Raw genomic sequence first — 19,089 nt, forward strand, 5'->3', positions numbered from 1 at the left:
CCCTGCCCGCGCTAGATTCCCCGCAGCGCGTAAGCCCGCGCAATCTCGTCGGCAATCTCGGTCCGCTCCTCCGCCGTCAGAATCACGCTGGCCATCGGAAACAGGTAATGGTCTTCTTTTTCAATATGCTTCTTCAGCAGATAAGCAAGCAGGTTCATCTTCTTCATAAGCTCCGGGTTAGGCTCGCCTGGATTGCGCTCCAGAAACATCTGGCGCACTTCCTCATAGCTGTTGCGGATCACGTCATGCTCCTGCGTGAGCTTCATCACCGGGCCTGCGGTATCACTTGGGATGTGCTTTTGCAGGCGCGGCAGGATGAATTCTTCTTCATAGACAAAATGCTGGGTCAGCTCCTCCCCAATCTCGCGCAAGGCATCCGCATACACCTCTTCATTATATCCCTCACGCACCCGGTCCATCAGCTCGCTCAGAGCCGCATGCTCCTCTACATAAGTATGAAGCTCTGGTGCGATAATCGCCAATACGTCTTCCTGTTGTACCTTTTTATCCATATGAGATTCACTCCTTCATCGGTTGAGACGATTCGTTCTACTGTTATTCATCGTTGTTTAGTCTACTCTTCATGGATTCGGAATGCTGTGATTTTACTCACAACCTCCCCCTCTCCCCCATGCTACCATGTAGCCATAAGACAAACGAACCTCTCACCACTTAGAAGGAGTGAAGATATATGTTCTGTTATCAATGTGAACAAACACCAACCGGAGGCTGCAACGTTCTTGGGGTCTGCGGCAAAAACGAAGATATCGCGAGCCTGCAAGACACGATCATTTTTGCCCTCAAAGGGATTGCCGCTTATGCGACACACGCCCGTCAGCTCGGCTACTCCGACCCATTCGTCGACGCAACCACCCACGAAGCTCTCTATATGACCCTGACCAACTCCAACTTCAACATGCAAGAGCATATCGACATGGCCATGAAAGTCGGCCAAGCCGCAATCCGTGTGATGGAGCTGCTCGACAAAGCCCACACCGACCGCTTCGGTATCCCACAACCAATCACCATCAGCCAAAATAAAATCGAAGGCAAAGCGATCATCGTCACCGGTCACAACCTGTTCGCCCTCGAAGAACTGCTCAAACAGACCGAAGGCAAAGGCATCAACATCTACACCCACTCTGAGATGCTGCCAGCCCACGGCTACCCTGTATTGAAGAAATATTCCCACTTGAAAGGTAACATCGGTAAAGCATGGTACGACCAACGCCGCCTCTTCGAGCAATTCCCAGGCGCAATCCTCGCTACCACCAACTGTGTCATGCCGATCAAAGGCACCTACGCTGACCGCTTCTTCTCCTACGATGTCGCAGGCCTCGAAGGCGTGACCAAGATCGAAAACGACGACTTCTCCGCCCTGATCGAAAAAGCCCTCTCCCTGCCAGAAGCCAACATCGAGTCCGAACAGACCCTGACCACCGGCTTCCACCACGAGACCGTCCTTGGGATCGCACCAGAGATCGTCGACGCAGTCAAAGCTGGCCAAATCAAGCGCTTCTTCGTCATCGCCGGCTGTGACGCCCCAGGCAAAGGCGGCGACTACTACCGCGAGCTGGCTACCTCCCTGCCGCAAGATACCGTGATCCTGACCACCTCTTGCGGGAAATTCCGCTTCAATGATGTGGATTACGGCACTGTGCCAGGCACTGGTATCCCGCGCTACATCGACCTTGGTCAGTGCAACAACTCTGTCTCTACAGTTAAGATTGCGGCGGCTCTTGCAGAAGCATTCGGCTGTGAGGTCAACGAACTGCCAGTCAGCATCGTGCTCTCTTGGTTCGAGCAAAAAGCGGTTGCGATCCTGCTGGGTCTCTTCAGCCTCGGGATCAAGGATGTCCGCATCGGGCCAAAAGCGCCGGAGTTCATCACACCGGGTGTGCTGAACGTGTTGCAAGGTGCGTTTAACCTCCAGTTGATCGGGGATGCGCAGGAGGATATGAAGACGATGTTGGCGTTGAACTAAAGCTTCTCTCCCCCCTCCGAATCTATATCACCGTACCTGTATGATAAAAAAGCGACCGACAAGGGCTCAACGATGATGAGCGGCTTGTACGGTCGCTTTTTGCTGGTTATTTGATGGTTATTTACTCGTTAATTCGTGCGTCCGAGTTATGCTGTTATCAAAAGGAAGCCGACCGCGACGACCAAGATAGCTGATCGCCACAAGTCATCTGTCGGTTCGTATGTAGTAGCAGTAGCAAGGATAATTCCAAGCATGGAGCGGGATGATAGCAGGTTACGGAATGATGCTTTTAGTTTGGTTATAGGGAAAAAGTCGCTCTTACCCTTTCAGCTTTGTCAGCATATATAAGCCCGGCACTAAGATCCCTATGAGTGGGATTGCTGTTTCTGCCAGCATCAGGAAGTTTGGTCCGTGTACCATGGTGGTCACCTCTCTATTCGTTTGGGAGTTGTATAACATAATTTTTCCAATATCTTCTCAATTTTTTATATTGTAACACAGGGAGCCATCTGAAGAGTCTAGGAAAATACTTAGACCAGCCTTTAAGTAAATTAGCTTCGACAATCAAACTAGAAACCACCCACACCCAAAAAAGCCTACCCGCCGCAGCAGATAGGCCTTTTCGTTATGCAATTTTACTAATTATTCAATCAGTTCTTAGTTGTCAGTAGATTTCACGCGTGGGAAGCCAAAGCCACCAGCAATGTCATCGCCTGTAGCTGCATAGTAACCACCATTTACGTCGAGAGTTTTTGCACGGGTTTGGAGCTCAGTACGAACTTGGGAAGCAGACCAAGTTGGGTAAGTAGCCCAGATTTTAGCTGCAAGACCTGCGATGTGTGGAGTTGCCATGGAAGTACCGGAGATGGTGTTGTAACCACCAGTGTACCATGCAGAGTGTACAGAAGCACCTGGAGCAGATACTTCTACGTCACGCTCTTGGATTACGAAATCACCAGCAGTAGTGGAGTTACCACGGGAAGAGAAGTTAGCTACACGGTAGGTGTTACCGGAGATCACGTTCTCAAGAGCAGCTACAGCCACTACATCGGAGAGACCGCCTGGGAAACCGATGGTGTTAGGATTGTAACCGCTGTTACCTGCCGCAGCTACAACGAGTGCGCCTTTAGATACTGCGTAGGTGCAAGCGCTTGCAATCAGGGAGTCTTTAGTGCTGGAGCCAAGAGACATGGAGATAACTACTTTTTGACCGAGAGCAGCACCTTGGTCAGCTGCGTGACGGATCGCGTTCGCGATGTCATCGGAGTAGCCGGAGCCGGAGTCGGAGAGTACTTTGTAAGCCCAGAGTTTCGCTTGTGGAGCTACACCGTATACACCCACACCGTTAGCACCATGGCCGAGTGCAGTACCAGCTACGTGAGTACCGTGGCCGTTTCTGTCGGAGCAAGTGTTGTTAACCATAGAAGAGCTGGTTTGGGTAAAGTCTTTGCACTGTTCTGCTTGACCTGCAAGGCTCTCATGAGCAGTGAACACACCTGTGTCAAGGATTGCTACACGGATGTTAGCACCGCCTTTGGTAGAAGTCAGGCTAGCATCGTTGTAGATGGCATGAATACCCCATGGTGTATTGTCAGAAGTAGCGTCAGTGCCTACTTCGGATTGTGCGCCTTCTTCTTTATATTCAGCGATTTTTTGTACGCTGACGCGCTCAACTTTGAAGTTTTTGTTGTTTTGGAGCGCTTCGAATTGTTGCGGAGTTACTTCTGTGGTAAAGCCTAGGCTGCCAAAGTCATGTCTTTTGCCATACTCTTTTTCCAAACCTGCTTTTTCTGACTGACCTTTTTCTGCATTTACAGAAGTGATGAGGACGCGTACTTTTTCACCATTGTCAGCTGATACAGGATTGGCTGCAAGTGGCAAAAGAAGACCCATTGTTAATGCAAGACCGCTAACTGCTTTCAAGCTTTTCATAACCATTAATCTTTCATCCTCCCTAGGTTTTACCAAGTGCCTTACACCCCTAGTATAACACAATAACATTCCCATTATTACAATTTTTTTCTATATAATAAATAACAAAAATTTTCTGAAAAATAAAATGGCAAATTTGTAATTCGATTAAAAAAATTTCTCTATCATTAAATAATTATATATCAATCCAATAATAAAAATGAAAAACCGCCCTTCCCGGCGCGAGGCTCGGAAAAGGCGGTTGTTGCTTTCGCATTCGAAATGGCTTTACGGATGGGCTGCTGACTATTGATATGCTGGGTCGATCAGACCGTATGCACCATTGTTGCGTTTGTAGACGACATTTACTTTGTTATTTTCCATATTGATAAAGACGAAGAAGTTGTGGCCGAGCAGATCCATCTGCATGACGGCCTCTTCAAGATCCATCGGCTTGAGATCGATCTGCTTGGTGCGGACGATCTCCATCTGATGATCATCCTCCCCTTCTGCCTCAGTAACCATCATGTCTGTGGCGCCAAGGTTAGGTACCAATTCCATCGCATGAGTGTGGCGGGCTTTGCGGTTGACTCGGGTTTTATATTTGCGGGCTTGACGCTCCAGCTTATCAATCACTTTATCGATCGCTGCGTACATATCTTCGCACGCTTCCTCGGCACGGAAGATCATGCCGGCGGCTGGGATAGTTACTTCAACGATATGTTTTTTCTTCAATACACGCATGGTTACGCGGCCTTCTTGGGTCGGGAGCTCGTAGCGGTCCAGACGGTTCAGTTTGGTGGTCACGTATTCTTTGAGAGCCGGAGTTACTTCCATGTGTTCACCGCGGATATTTTGTCTCATACTGAGGACTCCTCTCAAAACTTAGGTTTTCTCTTTACACTCTTAGCTTAGCATCTGGTTGCCAAGCAAGCTGTGAGAAAGATCACTTACTTGTAACCTGTTTTACTAGTTTTGAATCATGTCACGATTTTGTCATCGTCGGTCAGTTGTTGCAGCATACTCTCCTTCTGCTGGGCGCTTAAGAGCTGCTCTGACATCGGGTAGACAATGCTTGCTTCTTTAAAAATATGTTCATTAAGTAATCGGTTGAAATCATAAACCAGATGGACAAGCTCACGGGATTTGACTTGGGTGGATTGGCAACGCGTGAATTCTTCCTGGATCATCTGTCCGAAACGGCGAAGGGTCTCATGCTCATCGATCATCAGTGAGATCGGGTCATTATCTGGCGTCGCATCTTCCTTTTGGCCCAAGGCTTTTGCCATCGCCGGGAAAAGTACCTGCTCCTCATGCTGCATATGTTCTTCCAACTGATGTTGGACAAAATGGATAAACTCTGCGATCAAATCCTCTGTCTCTGCATTCCATTGCCGTTCCATGAGGACGCTGGCGTTGAACTGATCCAAGCAGCTTTCCAATTCGTCATGTTCGGCATAATAATAAGAAAGCAAAGCAGATGTTTTACGTACCATGCGTCTTTCCCCCCTCTTTTTGCGATAGTCCCAGTGTACTGCAATAAGGCTGTCCAGGTTGTGAAGTTCATCACATCACAACATTTTCATCATGACTTGGGGGATACTGAATGATATAATGTAAGGAATGAGCGAATGGACTGAATTTACTGTGTTGGGAGGTTCTACTTTTGGGAATCGGAACTACGTTTATTGAGCAGGTATCTCCCACGTTTGCCAATAGTCTGGATACCCTGTGCACCCGCATGAAGCTTGCCGCAGGTTCAGTACTTTTTATGGACGGTGATCAAGCCGACAACCTGTACCTGATCGCTTCTGGGCAACTGAAGCTTTCGAAGACCACCAATGACGGTAAAGAGCTGAATCTCCAAGTGTTCGGCGCTGGCGAACTTGTAGGTGTCAGCGGTTTGTTTGAGCGGGAGCTTACCTATTCATCCACCGCTGTGATGATAGAGGCTGGCGAGGTCAAGGTCATCCCCCGCCAAAGCCTGGAAAAAATGCTGATTAAAAATGGTGAGTTCTGTGCGGAATTCCTGCGCTGGATGGGCAAGATGAACCGCCGGATGGAATCCAAGTTTCGTGACCTGCTGCTCAACGGCAAGATCGGCGCTCTCTACTCCACGCTGATCCGCATGACCAACACCTACGGTAAGGTGGAAGAGGACGGCAGCATCCTGATCGAGCTCGCCATGACCAACCGCGACTTGGCCCAATTCATCGGCCTTACCCGCGAGAGCGTCAACCGTATGCTTTCTGACCTCAAGAAGCAGGACGTCCTGGACATTCTGCCACACGGATATATTCTGATCAAAGACCTGCAATACCTCAAGGACGCCATCTTCTGTGACGACTGCCCGCCTGATATTTGTCAGATCTAACGATGAAAACGCCAGATACCCCTGCCCGATCAGCTGAGCAGGCCGGATATCTGGCGTTTTTTGCGCATGATAGCCGTGCAAAAGTGACTTTTCTCACAATATTCCTTCCGCTCCCCTGCTACTATAGATGTGGGGAAGATGAATGAACAACCGAACGAACGTCATCTACGAATCACAGCTTGGGAGTTCAAAGAAAAAAGGGAAGTGGCTGCCATGCATGAATATATAAAGATTCTCCATACCATTCCGTTGTTTCAGGAGCTGGATGAGCGAGGATTTGAACAACTGGAGCGTGTTGCTGTACTGCAATGCTACCGGCGTAAATCCCAGATTTTTCGGGAAGGAGAAGCTACGAAATCCGTCTTCTTCGTCCGCTCAGGGATTATCAAGATGGTCCATCTCGATGCACAAGGCAATGAGCAAATCCTCGGATATCTGAAAAAAGGGGACATGTTCCCGCATACAGGCTTCAGCGATCACAGTACGTATCCGGCCACAGCTGAGGTGATTGACTCGGCAGAGCTGATCGAGATTCCGTTCGAGGCGTTCGAGCAGCTGATGCTGTCCCGTCCCACCATCGCCGTCAAGGTCATGCGCGACATGTCTGCCAAAATCGCCGATCTGCAGGCCAAATTGCAGGATTTCACCGCTCAGGATGTAAATCAACGGATCATCTCGTTCCTGCTGCGGCTGTCCCGGGATCACGGGATTGCGCTGGATCATGGCATCCAGATCAATCTCCCACTGACCCACAGGGAATTCGCCAGCATGGTCGGGACATCTCGTGAGACCGTGAGCCGGCTGTTCAATCAGCTGCGCAAGGATAAGGTGCTGCAGATCCAGCGAAAACGGATTACGATTCTGCAAAAAGAGTATCTGGAAGGTTACCGATGAGGATGGAATGGAGCATCCCCGGTAAGCTCTGTACGACCGCCATTGAAGTGATTTGCCTGATAAAATGAGGACAAGCCTCCCCTTTTCTGTATAAAAGGTGGAGGCTTTTTTCGGCTTTGTCCTAGGCTAGCTGCGCGGTACAGGCTTTTGCGGTGGTAATACGTACTTGGTTGGAATAACTGGCGGCTTCTGGGAGTGACCTGTAATCGCCTTACCCGGTGTCCATGATCCTGCGGGCAGGACGCGCTGGGCCGACCAGAAGTTGCTGCCATACCAGTACTTGAAATTGTTAACGATGCCAAGCGATGTCGGATTGTAGTCACCCGTTCCGAGCACCGCAGGCTGTCCGTTGAGCATCCCCAAGTAGATGGCGACATGGCCGATGATTTTGGAGCCGTCGACCGAGCTGTTTTTCCACCAGCACAGAATATCGCCTGGCTTGAGGTTTTCTGTACCGTACAGCTTCCAGTTACCAGTGGCTGGGTCTTGCTTGGAGTAGACGCCGGAGATGCGCGTGCCGACTTGTCCGTACTCTCGGGATACATCGGTCAGCTCAAAATCAAAATCACCATACACCAGCTTGGTAAATTCCGAGCAGTCGACGATCCCGCTGGCCGGGTAGCTGTTCCAGCCATGACCGTAAACGGTGTAGCCGTGCTCCATGTACCAGACGGCTCGTTCGACGATCTTGTCTGCCAGCGAGCCTTTGATATTGGAGTAGGCTTGGCGGTATTGCAGTACCTTGTTCCAGTCGTCGTTACGGTAGGTGGTGTAATATTGCTTGTACTTTGCGACGGCTTGTTCGCGTGTCAAGGATGATGTGATCGCTTGGATCGTCGTGGTGTTGCGGTGGACGATTTTATGCGGTTCGTCCGCCCCGGAGAGCTCGAGGTCGGTCGGGTTCTGCTTTTCAATGGGTAAAAAACGGTTGGGGTCTGGGTCTCGTCTCGATCCCCCATTGGTTAGATCATTGGTCTGGTCTTTGTCCAGCCAGCGGTTCGTCTGGTTGGCACGATCAGGTTGATTCAAGGCATGGTCGTGCCCGATTTGTCCCGATTGTCCATAGCCTGGACCGTTGTTTTGAACACCTGCTTGACCGTATTGACCGTTGGGATTCGCTTGACCGCTCAGGTTGTTTTGATTGTAACGTCCCGGTTGATTGGGTTGGTTATAGCCTGTACCTTGGTTGAGCTGGGTGGCTTGGTTGTAAGTATGGATTTGGCTGGTATTGGCTTGTGGGTTTGCCTGTGTGTTGCTTTGCCCTTGGCTTTGTGTCCGGTTCTGTGCCTGCGTCTGTCCCTGATTCTTCGCTTGATCGTTGTCGTTATTCGCGCCGCAGCCTGTGACGAACAAGGTCGTGGCACAGACGAGAAGCGCATTGGTGCGGAGCCGTTTGACGCTTAGGTTTTGTCGGGTGCAAGAGAGCTTGGTTGTCATATGAGCTAATCCCTTCATTCCTTCTATATAATGTGAATTCCCACCGATAGCTTTCAGCAAAGAAAAGGAATTCATTCAGGGATTTGTCAATCAGGACGAGAATGTATAAGCTCCCCTGACCCGGTACATAATAGGTATGTCGAGTTCAGTGATCACATCTTATGATTATGAAGTCTTCGAACGGAGGCTGATGTGTCATGGATGTTGCAGTTGGTCACCCAGTGAGCAAGGGAAACCTATATCATTAATGGTCTTCACTCTATAACGGAGGTAGATGTGCCAAAAATGATGTTCGGTAGTACCCCATTGTAATAGCTGGACTCGATGGGAACCGTCTCCACTTGGAGGCGGTTTTTTCATACATGTTCGTACATAGGGCGGCCGCACTTACAGACAAAAGGAGCTGAGGCTGGGATGGAAATCAGCGGAAAGTACATTGTCGTGTTAATCATCGCTATGGCAGTGGTCTGGTTTATTCTGATGACGGGAATGTCTGCTTACTTCTTCGGAAGAATGGTGCTCGGGCTGGTAGCTGGCTTTACCATCGCGACGTTCTGGAGCCTGCGGAAAAACAGAACACTGTCGTGACCGTCAGTTGTAAGTTATCAATCAAAATAAGCGTGTATAAAATCCGGTGTTCTGCCCATAATAAGTGTGTCGAGTTCAGTTGATCCACATCAATTGGTTAAAAAGTCTTCTAGGAGGCTGATGTGCCATGGATGTCGGTATTGACCACCTACAGTTGACGGGAAACCTGATTCATTAATGGTCTTCACTCTATAACGGAGGCTGATGTGCCAAAAATGATGTTCGGTAGTACCTCACATTTGTGCTGAACTCGATAGGACCGTCTCCGCTTCGGAGGCGGTTTTTCCTTTCATGGCGACATGGCCTGTCTGTTCTCAAGTCAAACCTTTGCAAAAGGGGCTGATTGGATGAACAAGTGGCATATGGTGGTATTGCTGCTGTGCTTTTTGGTGATCGGCTATGTACTGCTGGCGGGACATCTGCAGCATGCTGTAGGCCGGATTGGTTTCGGTGCGGCTGCGGGGGTTGCGATGGCTGCACTGTTGCCTCGTCGAAGGCAGGATGAGCAGACGGAGTAGCTGTTGGTCGGTACAGGCACATGCCCGTGTAAAAAGGAAAAGGTCCCTTTCCGTTTCATTTCGATGAATGGGAAAGGGACTCTTTTTGATACACCTACAATTCGCTCGGCTATCGCTCATACTGCGCACTGATCTCGTCGGAGCGTTGGGCCGCATGCTTGATCGCCGCCTCGATGGCTTCTCCCCCGCCGTATTTTTCAAGCGCTTCTAGACCTGCGGCAGTGGTTCCGTTGGGGGAAGTGACATTTTCACGGAGCGTTGCCGGGTCTTCTTCGGTTTCCAACAACATTTTGCTCGCACCATAGATCGTCTGTACTGCGATTTCTCGGGCGGTGGCGGCATCGAGACCACCTTCCTGCCCTGCCTTTTCCATGTGTTCAACTAAGTAGTAGACATAAGCGGGCCCGCTACCTGCGATCCCGGTAAAAATACTCATCTGTTCCTCATCGATCACGGTGACATTGCCGATGGAGGTCAGCAGTTGTTCGGCCATGACAAGTTGTTCATCTGTAACATACTGTCCACGGGCAATCGCGGTAGCTGATTCCCCCACCATGCTCGATGTATTGGGCATCACCCGCACCACTGGCTGTCTGCTGCCCAGCCGATCCTCGATGAACTGCGTGGAAATCCCCGCGAGGACAGACATTACGAGCTGATCCTCTTTGATCCGGCCATGAAGGGCATCCAGTACGCATTCGGCGTCTTTGGGCTTCACGGCCAGAATGATAATATCCGCACTCATCGCGGCAGGGTCATCCAAACAGCATGTATGTACGCCATATGATTGGGTGATTTCCTGCCGTCGCTCCAGATTACTGCGGTTGGTCACGATGAGCTGTCCGGGGTCAAGCGTGCCTGTGGCAACCATACCTGCGATCATGGCCTCTGCCATGGAACCTGCTCCGATAAAGGCTACTTTCTTGTTCTTGAGCATGCTCTGCCTCCTTCTTTTTTCCAGATCGTAATTCCCCACTTATGGTAAACATTATCTTATTATTATTCAATAATATCCAAGAAATTGGGGTGGATATGAGCGAGAAAGTTAGCAAAAACGCTTCCATTCCCCAGTCAGCTCCCCTCATCCTGTCTCATCAGCTGAGACTACAGGAGAAAAGGGAAAATCGGAGTTGGATGAACGTGGAAAAAGTGGTTCGGCGCGTCGAAAAAGTACCTAGCGTATAACGGGTGAGTCGTGAAGCAGGTCGGCTACTCCTGTCCGCTTTCGACGGCTTGAGCCAGGCGCTGGAGCATATAGCCGATCCCTTTACATCCCCGCAGTGGATAACGGTAGTGGACATGCGGGCCAAAGGTTTGCTCGACGACCTTGACATATTTTTTGCCGCCCAGCACGGTGATTTCATCATAATGGCTGAGACCCTTTTCACTGAGCTGCTGCTGGAGGCGCCCGATGGTGATCACTTCGTCGGATTTGTGCTGGAAGCCGACGTCGTAGTTCTCATGCAGCACATCTGTCGGGCAAAGAAACCCGTGTTTGGCGGAGAGGATCACCCAGTCCGTGAAAAAACGGTTGGCGTAGCGCTGGCAGGACTTGTGGAATGCGCCGGTGTACGCGTCTTTGGCTTGGGTAGTGCCAGCGTGGGGGTACTTGTCCCAGATTTTGGATTGGCCGCATGGGATGATACAGAGGCGACGGGTCGTGGTATTGGCAGTCATGTTTAAGGTTTCCTCCCGCGTTGTTTTTCTATCATGGATTTTACCTGTTCAACGGTCAGCACTTCGTCTTTGTATCGGTGAATCATCCGGTGACAGTTGGAACAGACGGGTACAAGGTCCGTTTCAGGGACGATCTCCATCTCCCCGCCATCCAGCGTACTAAGCGGTTTGATATGGTGAACCTCGATAAAATTCTTCCCCCGCTCGCCATAGACGGCTTCAAAATCAAACCCGCACGCCTTGCAGATCAGACCGTGGATCTCGATGGCACGTTGGCGGTTTTCCGGGCGACGTTCATAGCGTTTGCCGTAGTAGTATTTGGGAGCGCCGTCTTTGAGCGGATGCTGTTGATCGTTGTTCGGGTAGGCCCCATTGTTCGAAACCGTATCTTGAGTTGGAGTCAAAGCATGGCCCGTGTTTGGTACATTCGCTGCTTTCGTATCAGAGGCTGAATTCACATCATGATCTGATCTTGGATGAAACCACCCGTTTTCGGTATCTTCAGCGTCAATATCTTGGGCAAAAATCTTTTCGTCAATAGGATGTTGCAGTTGGATCAGGTAGACATTGTTCGTGGGTTCATTTGTTTTTCGCTCTAATAGAAGTTTCGGGTTAGACTTCATGTGCTTGTCAATCAATGGGGTATCTTCAGAAAACGGCTTTTTTTGTCCCAACGATTGATGATAATCTGGAAACAAAGCTTCTAGCAGCTGGGCAAAATCCTCATCCCACGACAGCTCGGCACGGAACCAGTGAGGGTATTTCTGATCGACGAGAACCTCTATTTTTGCATGGTAGGTGATGTCTTTATAGATGAATGTAATGGATAGCGGCACACTCGTTTCTTCATCTAATAGACTCCCTTCTTGATACGGGATGGTCTTCCCTGTACGGAAAAATCGGTATACCTCTTCTGTCATGCCAATCCGCTGTTGTGTAAAGGCGTACGGAACCAATTCTACCGCGGCCAGATGAGGATAGACCAGCTTCCATATGCCTTTGCGGTACCGGGTCTCCATCTCTTCTGTTCCATCTGCGATCATTCTGCCAGGTATGATTTTTGGCTGGAGATGGATAGTGGCTGATGGATTGTTTGAAGTGGCAGGATCAGCTTTTTCTGTGTATGTTAGCTCGCTTTGCTTGCTTTTCTTTTCCACATTGATCCCTAGGTTTGCTAAAAATCGATTGGTTTCATGTGCTCCGCCACTGAACTTGTCATGCGTGTACAGATAACCTTTCACATACGCGTAGGCCAGGCAGATCACATACTTCGGCGGATAGCTTCGCCCCTTATGAATGATATCGTAACCAGTAGATTTCTGCCCCTTTGGATAGCCTTCTTGGTCTATCTCTGCCAAGGCTCGCAGGATGTGTGCTCTTTCTATATCTTTTGGGATCGCCACGTTGCTGTCACCTTCCAATAATTAAGCATATTTCACTCCGCGAAAATTTCTCTATTTTTCTATTATAAAAAATTAATTGATTTTGTCTTTACGCGTTTTTCTTTACACAGCAAAAAACCCCACTGATTTCCCAGCAGGGTTCCCTCTCTATTCCGCTTGCGCCACACTGTAAATCTTCCACGTCCCATCCGCCTGTTTATTGAGAGTGAACATCAGCTTCACTTCTTTATCGATGCCCTGACTGGTATCCACCTCTTTTTGTGTAACATAGACCGTCATGCTCTGCTCCGACTTCTCATGTCCTTCGATCCCTGTCGTCTCCACAACGAGATTGGGGTTCCCCTCGATGTATGCCTTGAGCTGCGCGTGGAATTCCGGGGTGACCGTATCCGGCTGAAGTGTAGCGATATAGGCATCCAGCTTGTTGTCGTTGATCGCTTGGGCATTGTCGTAGATTAACTGAATGACCTCCTTGCCCACATATTCTGCGTCCAGCGTCTCGATCAGGGCATCCATACCGGGATGATCCAGACCATTTTTCTTAAAAAAGGCAAAGTCGCTGAGGGCGATGTCATGGAAGGTTTCGCCGCTTGGAAGCATGAGATTGTTGGCTTGACGATACAAGGATTGCGCCTGATCTGCCTGATCCGCGAACAGATGCGCGGGGGCGAGGTTCGTCTTGGCCCAGAGATAGGCGGGATCGAGCTCCAAGGCTTTTTGGGCGCTTGTGATCGCTTCTTCCGGCTGTTGGTTAAACAGGTGCATATAGGCTGTCGTGCTGTAGGCGGTGACCAGCTCGCTCTGGTATTGGGCGTCCTGTTCGGCTAGCTTTTCAAGGCGTTTGACACTGAGGAGGGAATCGTTGAGCGCATTTTTGTAGTATTTCATTTCCAATTCGATGGAGGCGATGATACTGAGGAGTTTGGCTTGCTCCAGCTGGAGTTCGGGGGTATTGTCGGCTTGGGCAAGGATGGTGGTGATTTGGAAGGCTTGCACGTATTTGTACAGGGCGTCTTCGATGTTGCCGTTTTCGTCCAGCTGGCTGGCCTGCAGCTTGTATTGCTCGATCAGCTCGAACTTGCGCTGCTGGATTTCGGCTTCGCTTTCGGGGACCTGCACGCCGTCGCTGACAATGAAGTCGACCGATTGATTTTCACTGACGCTGGTGCCGGGGTCGATTGACTGCTTCATAACCAGACCTTTGCCGAAAAAAAGGCTTTCCTCATAGTTGATCTTGCCAGGCTTGAGATAAGCTTGGGTTAGTTTATCCTTGGCTTCCTCTTCAGACAGAGTGAGCAGGTCAGGCACTAGGGTTTGACGGGAATCAGCAGTGATCGTTGGGGTGGACTCTGGGATTAGATGGGTAGGTTGGGTTGATTCGGGTATGGAGGATACGATGAAATAGCCGACGGCGCTGGAGACGAGTGCGAGCACGCCTGCGATTGCTCCACCGATCCAGAGCCAGACTTTATTGCGTATGGGGGGTGGATTGGGGGTCAGGGTTGTGGAGGTGTATAGTGGGTCTGTTGAAGATGGATGGAGATGTGGGGTAGATGGGAGTGGCGTCGTATGGTTCGGTGCGGGATGGGGGTTAGACGGGAGTGAGATGGTATTTTCCGGCTGATTCCCCTCCGCCTCTGCCAACGCCTGCTGAAGCGCCTGCATGGATTGCAAACGATCGTTTACTTTGATCGCCAGTGCCTGCAACAACGCTCTCTCGGCATGGGGCGGGATGGCTGTTCCCAGTTGGGACGGCGGGACAAGGGTGTCTTCTTCCAAGCGGTCCAGCGAATCAGGCGGTGTCTGACCGACGATGGCACGGTATATGGTAGCGGCAACCGCGTACACATCTGTCCACGCCCCTTGCCTGCCTTTGCTGTGGTACTGCTCGACAGGTGCATAGCCGGGCTTTAGGATCACGGACAGACTTTTGCTGTATTCATTGATCGTCTGACGGGCTGCGCCAAAATCAAGCAGCTTCACTTGCCGCTCTTTGGTGATATAAATATTGTCTGGACTGATATCACGGTGCAATATCCCTTTTTGGTGAACCTCGTGCAGTGCATCCAACACCGGACGGATGATCTCAATGGCCGTTTCGTACGGAATTTTTCCACCGTTGCGTTCCAAGAACTGCTTAAGGGTGATCCCCTCCAAATAGTACATCACGAGATAAGCGGTGCCGTTTTCCTTGAAAAAATCACGTACGGAGACAACACCGGGATGGTTGTTGAACTGCGCAAGCACCCTGGCTTCTTCTAAAAATTTATTCAATCCCTCTGTAAATTGGGTGTACAGATCGCCCGAGTAGACGGAGACACTGGTCTCTTCCTTAGCACGGGTCGCGAAGCCTTGGGGCAGATACTCTTTGACCGCGAGCTTCATGTTGAGATCATTGTCCCAGCCGAGGTAGGTGATGCCGAATCCACCGTGACCGAGCACCCGTCCGATCAGGTATTTACCATGCAGCAGTGTGCCCGGTGCCAGAAAATGCGGGGCTTCCGCCTCTGTCCCCTCAACCCAGCTGCAGGTCGGGCAAGGATCGGCTGTTTTTTCACTCATGCAACCGAGGCATCTTGCGTTCATACTCATTTCGTTCACCTCCGTTGATCGTTTTTGCGTGCGCTCCAGTTTACCTTGTTCTGTCTGTCCGCTTCAATCCCAATCAAATCGATCCCCACAAAGCGGGACGAACATCAGCTGGGTATCTCCCATTTCAATAATGTCATACGCAGTCAGATCAGCGACCAGATCAACCGCTTCATCATTGAGATAGACCATGCCACGGCTCTCCCCCGCGAGTAGGCGGAAGCGTTTCTTTTTCGGGTCGTAGGTAATCGTGGCGTGGTTTTCGCGGGAAATGGCGTTGTCTCCACGGATGTGGATGTCGTTGTTTTCCGAGCGGCCAATGCGGTTTTTCTCGGTATGGATACGGTAGTCTCGCCCACGGTCAGGGCCTTTAATGCAGACGAGCCAGCCGACGACAGGGTCTGCGCCCTTCTTTTTCATATATGCGCCGATGGTTTTAGCGTCATCGGAGGCGGGATGGATTGGATTGGGAGCGCCGTTGTAACCCAGTGGGGCTGTTTTGGCTTCCTGATCGTTGGGATTGTGGAAGGGTGCGGGCTGTGTCTTGCCGATGCCTGCCGCGTCCCATGGATCGAAGGCGGGATTAGCTGGATGGATGGGATGATTCTGATTGGGCGCATGGCCTGATGTTTTACTGTTGAGGTGATGATTGGCCGCATCGCAATGAGGACAAGATGCTGATTGACCCGGGTCGAAAAAATGCCCGTTCGCGCATTGCACCATGGACATAGATACCACTCCTTTTCAATGGTGGTAAAAAGGTAGGATGAATCTAGCGACAAAGGGTGAGTTAATAGTCGCTTGAGCCGATCAGGGAGAGCAGATAAAAGAAGGCGATGGTTCCGAGGAGAACCCAGACCCATGCAGGGGTTTGGGGTTTGACGAGCAGATGTCCGCATTGCTGACAGCGTGGTGAGGATTGAGGCTGGGGTTGGACGGATGCGGTGTGGAGTTGGTTAGAGGTTTGACAGTTGCGGCAAATGATTGGGCGCAAGTGGTGTTTAGGGGGGAAGGGATTACTCTGATTGTCAGATTGATGGGATTCAGGGGATTGATTGGCTTGGTGAGCTTGATGGACCCGAGGGACTTGATGGATATGGTGAACATAGGGGGTTTGCTGAACCTGCCCGGCCCTATTCTCCCCAATTTTCCACGCCTCCTGCACCCGATCTCCTTTCCGTGAAGGAGTCCTGTCTCCATACGTAATCGGACCAGCGAGCAGAGCTGCCTTTAGTTCATCCATGTTTTGTAACCGGTCCTTCGCCTTGACAGCAAGCCCGCGCAGCAAGGCAGATTCCACTGCGGGTGGGATCATCACCCCGAGGCGGGACGGTGGGATCAGGGTGTCACTTTCCAACCGGTTGAGCGATTCTGGCGGTGGTTGCCCGCTAATCGCCCGATAAAAGGTGGCACAGACAGCATATACATCTGTCCAAGGGCCGTGGTTGCCTTTGCTCCGGTATTGCTCCTCGGGGGCATAACCTGGCTTATAGATGATCGACATGCTTTTGCTCCGGTCCTTAAACGCATAGCGGGCGGCACCGAAGTCGAGAATTTTGACCTGCTGGCTGTTGGTCAGATATATATTATCGGGGCTGATATCTCGATGAAGCATGCCCAGCTCGTTAACGGCCCGCAGCGCATCTGCTACGGGGAGCATGATGCGGAGCGCGGTATCTACCGTAATCCTTCCGCCTTTTCGCTCCAGATACTGCTTGAACGTCTCTCCCTCCAGATACTGCATCGCCATATAAGCCGTGCCATTCTCATAAAACGCATCCACGACCGAAACGATCCCCGGATGACGGTTAAACCGCTGTAGCGCCCGCACCTCATCCATGAACCGCCCCAATCCATATTGAAAATACTCACGGTAATTCTCCGTATGCGGTGTGACGCTTTGACTGTTGGGAACCCGCGATGCTACATCAAGTGGTAAAAATTCTTTGATCGCAAGCTTGACGCACTGCCTCTGACGAACATCCAGGCCCAGATAGGTGATGCCAAAACCGCCCTGCCCAAGCACTTTTCCCAGCAGGTAACGTTCTGCAAGCACCGTGCGAAGCGGGAGATACAGCGGGGATGCGGGGTATTTCCTTTCATTAAACCCACACGTGACACACGCTCCACTCCCCTGCCACTCCCTCATGCAGCCCATGCACAGACCGACGCCGTTCATCCCAACACCTCAAACGTTGTTACACCGTTACCGATCCGAAACACGCGCGGCCCTCCGTCTACAGCCCTGCCGACCTCGACCGAACCGTTTAACCGTACCCAGCCACCTGCATGTTCAGTTGCAGCGTAAAACGTACCATTGGTAGACTGCAAATCTTCGACGATCACCACCGTAGGATCATAAGCATCCATGGAGATCCTCACATGAGCGCGGGAGACCTCTTGATTTGGAATCACCAGATTCGCCTGGCTCGGGTCCCGACCGATAACCAGCCCCTCTGCGGGTATAGGAAATGCTGAACCTGCATACATACCAGCTACACATTGGATCGTGACCGGCCCGACGAAATCATCTGTGCCGCGAGCGACCAACGAATGCGGATGCTGATAGGACTGTGCCTGTGCCCATGCACCATTTCCGCCCCCATACTCGTTCGCACCTACCGGATAGGAGGAGTCAAATGCCATCACGATGGCCGGAATCCCCAAAAAGGCTGAACCAAGCCCCCACAGCCAAAAGTCTTTTCCCAGCCGTTCTGCGATCTTTCCGTACAGATAAACGGTAAAAATAATAGCCCCCAGATACGGAATGAGTATCGTCAATAGAAACCAGCTGGAAATCCCTGCACAACGGCAAAGCAGCACCAGATTATAAACCGGAATGAAAAACTCGCCCAATGTCCCGATCCCGAATTTTTGACCGATCCGATAATAGGTATAGGCGGTGAACGCATACACCCCGCCAACAAATATCACGACAATTAATGCCGCAATCCAATCATCCATTTTTTCACCTCACCCGTAATAAAGTGCAATCGCTGAATAGTTGTCATGTTTCCCCGTGGCGCGCTTGAGCAGAATTTGCTCCATCCGGATAAGCCAGTCTTGCGGATGCTGTGATTTACTGAGCGTGACTTCCATCTCGATCTCGGTCACATATTCCCAAAATCCATCGGTACACAGCAAAAACACATCACCTGCCATAAGCTCCACCGGCTCCCCTTGTATCGTCGGCCGTAGATCCTCCTTTTTGCCTAGTGAGCGCAGGACTCGATTGCGGTCTTCGTGGTATCGGATTTGATCCACCCTGATCTCGCCAGCATTGACCATCACTTGTGGCACACTGTGGTCTTTGGTATGAAACAACATTCGTCCGCCGCGAAAATGATACAGCCGCGCATCCCCGATATGGGCCCACATCACCCGCTTGCCGTCGGAGAGGAGCATCACCATCGTGGTCTGCATCGAGGTGAGCATCCGATCGCTCTCCTGTCTGGCAATGATCGCTTCATTGGCGTTATAGATATGCTTTTGCAGGGCTTTCAGTGTAAACGATCCTTTTTGCCGAAATGAGCGGATGATCTCTGTGACAGCCAGCTGTGAAGCGACCTCACCTCCCCTGTGACCACCCATACCGTCGCAGATGACCCAGCAGGTGGTACCAAAGCTCTCATGTTGGGCAAAATCACCGCAATCCTGATTCTGCTCGCGCCCGCCTGCCTTGCATAATACCGGTGCCGTGATAAACGTCATCGC

Annotated in this window: 18 protein-coding genes; 5 read left to right on the forward strand and 13 right to left on the reverse strand. The window is 50.9% G+C overall.

Translation table 11 applies throughout. The features are described 5' to 3' along the window. Positions 1 to 11: 11 nt before the first annotated feature. Positions 12 to 512, reverse strand: a complete 501-nt coding sequence (locus FGI41_RS02185; RefSeq protein WP_139488243.1) for a hemerythrin domain-containing protein — start codon at positions 510 to 512, stop codon at positions 12 to 14. 179 nt (positions 513 to 691) lie between these two features. On the opposite strand from FGI41_RS02185, the gene hcp reads away from it, so the two are divergent. After that, complete coding sequence (gene hcp, locus FGI41_RS02190) at positions 692 to 1,984, forward strand: hydroxylamine reductase (protein WP_139488244.1); 1,293 nt, start codon at positions 692 to 694, stop codon at positions 1,982 to 1,984. Between the two features lie 657 nt (positions 1,985 to 2,641). Here the strand turns inward: hcp and FGI41_RS02195 are convergent. From FGI41_RS02195 to FGI41_RS02205, 3 genes are all read right to left on the reverse strand, one after another. Next, positions 2,642 to 3,916, reverse strand: a complete 1,275-nt coding sequence (locus FGI41_RS02195) for a S8 family peptidase (protein WP_139488358.1) — start codon at positions 3,914 to 3,916, stop codon at positions 2,642 to 2,644. A 285-nt stretch (positions 3,917 to 4,201) separates the two neighbouring features. After that, complete coding sequence (hpf, locus tag FGI41_RS02200) at positions 4,202 to 4,759, reverse strand: ribosome hibernation-promoting factor, HPF/YfiA family (protein ID WP_139488245.1); 558 nt, start codon at positions 4,757 to 4,759, stop codon at positions 4,202 to 4,204. 116 nt (positions 4,760 to 4,875) lie between these two features. Next, positions 4,876 to 5,391 (reverse strand): hemerythrin domain-containing protein, encoded by a 516-nt coding sequence (locus tag FGI41_RS02205; protein ID WP_139488246.1) that lies wholly within the window; start codon positions 5,389 to 5,391, stop codon positions 4,876 to 4,878. Positions 5,392 to 5,561: 170 nt separating this feature from the next. On the opposite strand from FGI41_RS02205, the gene FGI41_RS02210 reads away from it, so the two are divergent. Both FGI41_RS02210 and FGI41_RS02215 read left to right on the forward strand, forming a co-directional pair. Next, complete coding sequence (locus tag FGI41_RS02210; RefSeq protein ID WP_255298259.1) at positions 5,562 to 6,269, forward strand: Crp/Fnr family transcriptional regulator; 708 nt, start codon at positions 5,562 to 5,564, stop codon at positions 6,267 to 6,269. Between the two features lie 138 nt (positions 6,270 to 6,407). Further along, a complete protein-coding gene (locus FGI41_RS02215; RefSeq protein WP_255298260.1) occupies positions 6,408 to 7,163 on the forward strand; it encodes a Crp/Fnr family transcriptional regulator in 756 nt (251 codons plus the stop codon). Positions 7,164 to 7,289: 126 nt separating this feature from the next. Here the strand turns inward: FGI41_RS02215 and FGI41_RS02220 are convergent, their stop codons facing one another. Next, on the reverse strand, positions 7,290 to 8,600 hold the full coding sequence (locus FGI41_RS02220; RefSeq protein WP_139488247.1) for an NlpC/P60 family protein: 1,311 nt from the start codon (positions 8,598 to 8,600) through the stop codon (positions 7,290 to 7,292). Positions 8,601 to 9,014: 414 nt separating this feature from the next. On the opposite strand from FGI41_RS02220, the gene FGI41_RS24715 reads away from it, so the two are divergent. Both FGI41_RS24715 and FGI41_RS24720 read left to right on the forward strand, forming a co-directional pair. Beyond that, positions 9,015 to 9,188, forward strand: coding sequence for a hypothetical protein (locus FGI41_RS24715; RefSeq protein ID WP_176560083.1), 174 nt, complete (start codon positions 9,015 to 9,017; stop codon positions 9,186 to 9,188). 347 nt (positions 9,189 to 9,535) lie between these two features. Then, a complete protein-coding gene (locus tag FGI41_RS24720) occupies positions 9,536 to 9,706 on the forward strand; it encodes a hypothetical protein (RefSeq protein ID WP_176560084.1) in 171 nt (56 codons plus the stop codon). Positions 9,707 to 9,815: 109 nt separating this feature from the next. Here FGI41_RS24720 and proC read toward each other — a convergent pair whose 3' ends face one another. The 8 genes from proC to FGI41_RS02260 all read right to left on the reverse strand — a co-directional run bounded on the left by proC (position 9,816) and on the right by FGI41_RS02260 (position 19,086). Next, the gene (gene proC, locus FGI41_RS02225; protein ID WP_139488248.1) at positions 9,816 to 10,643 is read right to left on the reverse strand and encodes a pyrroline-5-carboxylate reductase; all 828 of its coding nucleotides are present in this window, start codon (positions 10,641 to 10,643) and stop codon (positions 9,816 to 9,818) included. A gap of 272 nt (positions 10,644 to 10,915) precedes the next feature. Beyond that, positions 10,916 to 11,383: a DUF6884 domain-containing protein gene (locus FGI41_RS02230; RefSeq protein WP_139488249.1), complete on the reverse strand. Its 468-nt coding sequence runs from the start codon at positions 11,381 to 11,383 to the stop codon at positions 10,916 to 10,918. Positions 11,384 to 11,385: 2 nt separating this feature from the next. Beyond that, positions 11,386 to 12,786 carry an HNH endonuclease gene (locus FGI41_RS02235; RefSeq protein ID WP_255298261.1) on the reverse strand — a complete coding sequence of 467 codons (1,401 nt, stop codon included), beginning with the start codon at positions 12,784 to 12,786 and terminating at the stop codon, positions 11,386 to 11,388. A 147-nt stretch (positions 12,787 to 12,933) separates the two neighbouring features. Further along, positions 12,934 to 15,378 carry a protein kinase domain-containing protein gene (locus FGI41_RS02240; protein WP_139488250.1) on the reverse strand — a complete coding sequence of 815 codons (2,445 nt, stop codon included), beginning with the start codon at positions 15,376 to 15,378 and terminating at the stop codon, positions 12,934 to 12,936. Positions 15,379 to 15,441: 63 nt separating this feature from the next. After that, positions 15,442 to 16,104, reverse strand: coding sequence for an FHA domain-containing protein (locus tag FGI41_RS25250; protein ID WP_218015210.1), 663 nt, complete (start codon positions 16,102 to 16,104; stop codon positions 15,442 to 15,444). Positions 16,105 to 16,165: 61 nt separating this feature from the next. Further along, on the reverse strand, positions 16,166 to 17,554 hold the full coding sequence (locus FGI41_RS02250; RefSeq protein ID WP_139488251.1) for a serine/threonine protein kinase: 1,389 nt from the start codon (positions 17,552 to 17,554) through the stop codon (positions 16,166 to 16,168). Next, positions 17,551 to 18,339 (reverse strand): FHA domain-containing protein, encoded by a 789-nt coding sequence (locus FGI41_RS02255; RefSeq protein ID WP_139488252.1) that lies wholly within the window; start codon positions 18,337 to 18,339, stop codon positions 17,551 to 17,553. Before FGI41_RS02255 ends, FGI41_RS02250 begins: the two co-directional genes overlap by 4 nt. A gap of 9 nt (positions 18,340 to 18,348) precedes the next feature. Further along, positions 18,349 to 19,086: a PP2C family protein-serine/threonine phosphatase gene (locus FGI41_RS02260; RefSeq protein ID WP_218015211.1), complete on the reverse strand. Its 738-nt coding sequence runs from the start codon at positions 19,084 to 19,086 to the stop codon at positions 18,349 to 18,351. Positions 19,087 to 19,089: the final 3 nt, after the last annotated feature.

This window comes from Brevibacillus dissolubilis (assembly GCF_006170445.1).
Taxonomy (GTDB): Bacteria; Bacillota; Bacilli; order Brevibacillales; family Brevibacillaceae; genus Brevibacillus_B; species Brevibacillus_B dissolubilis.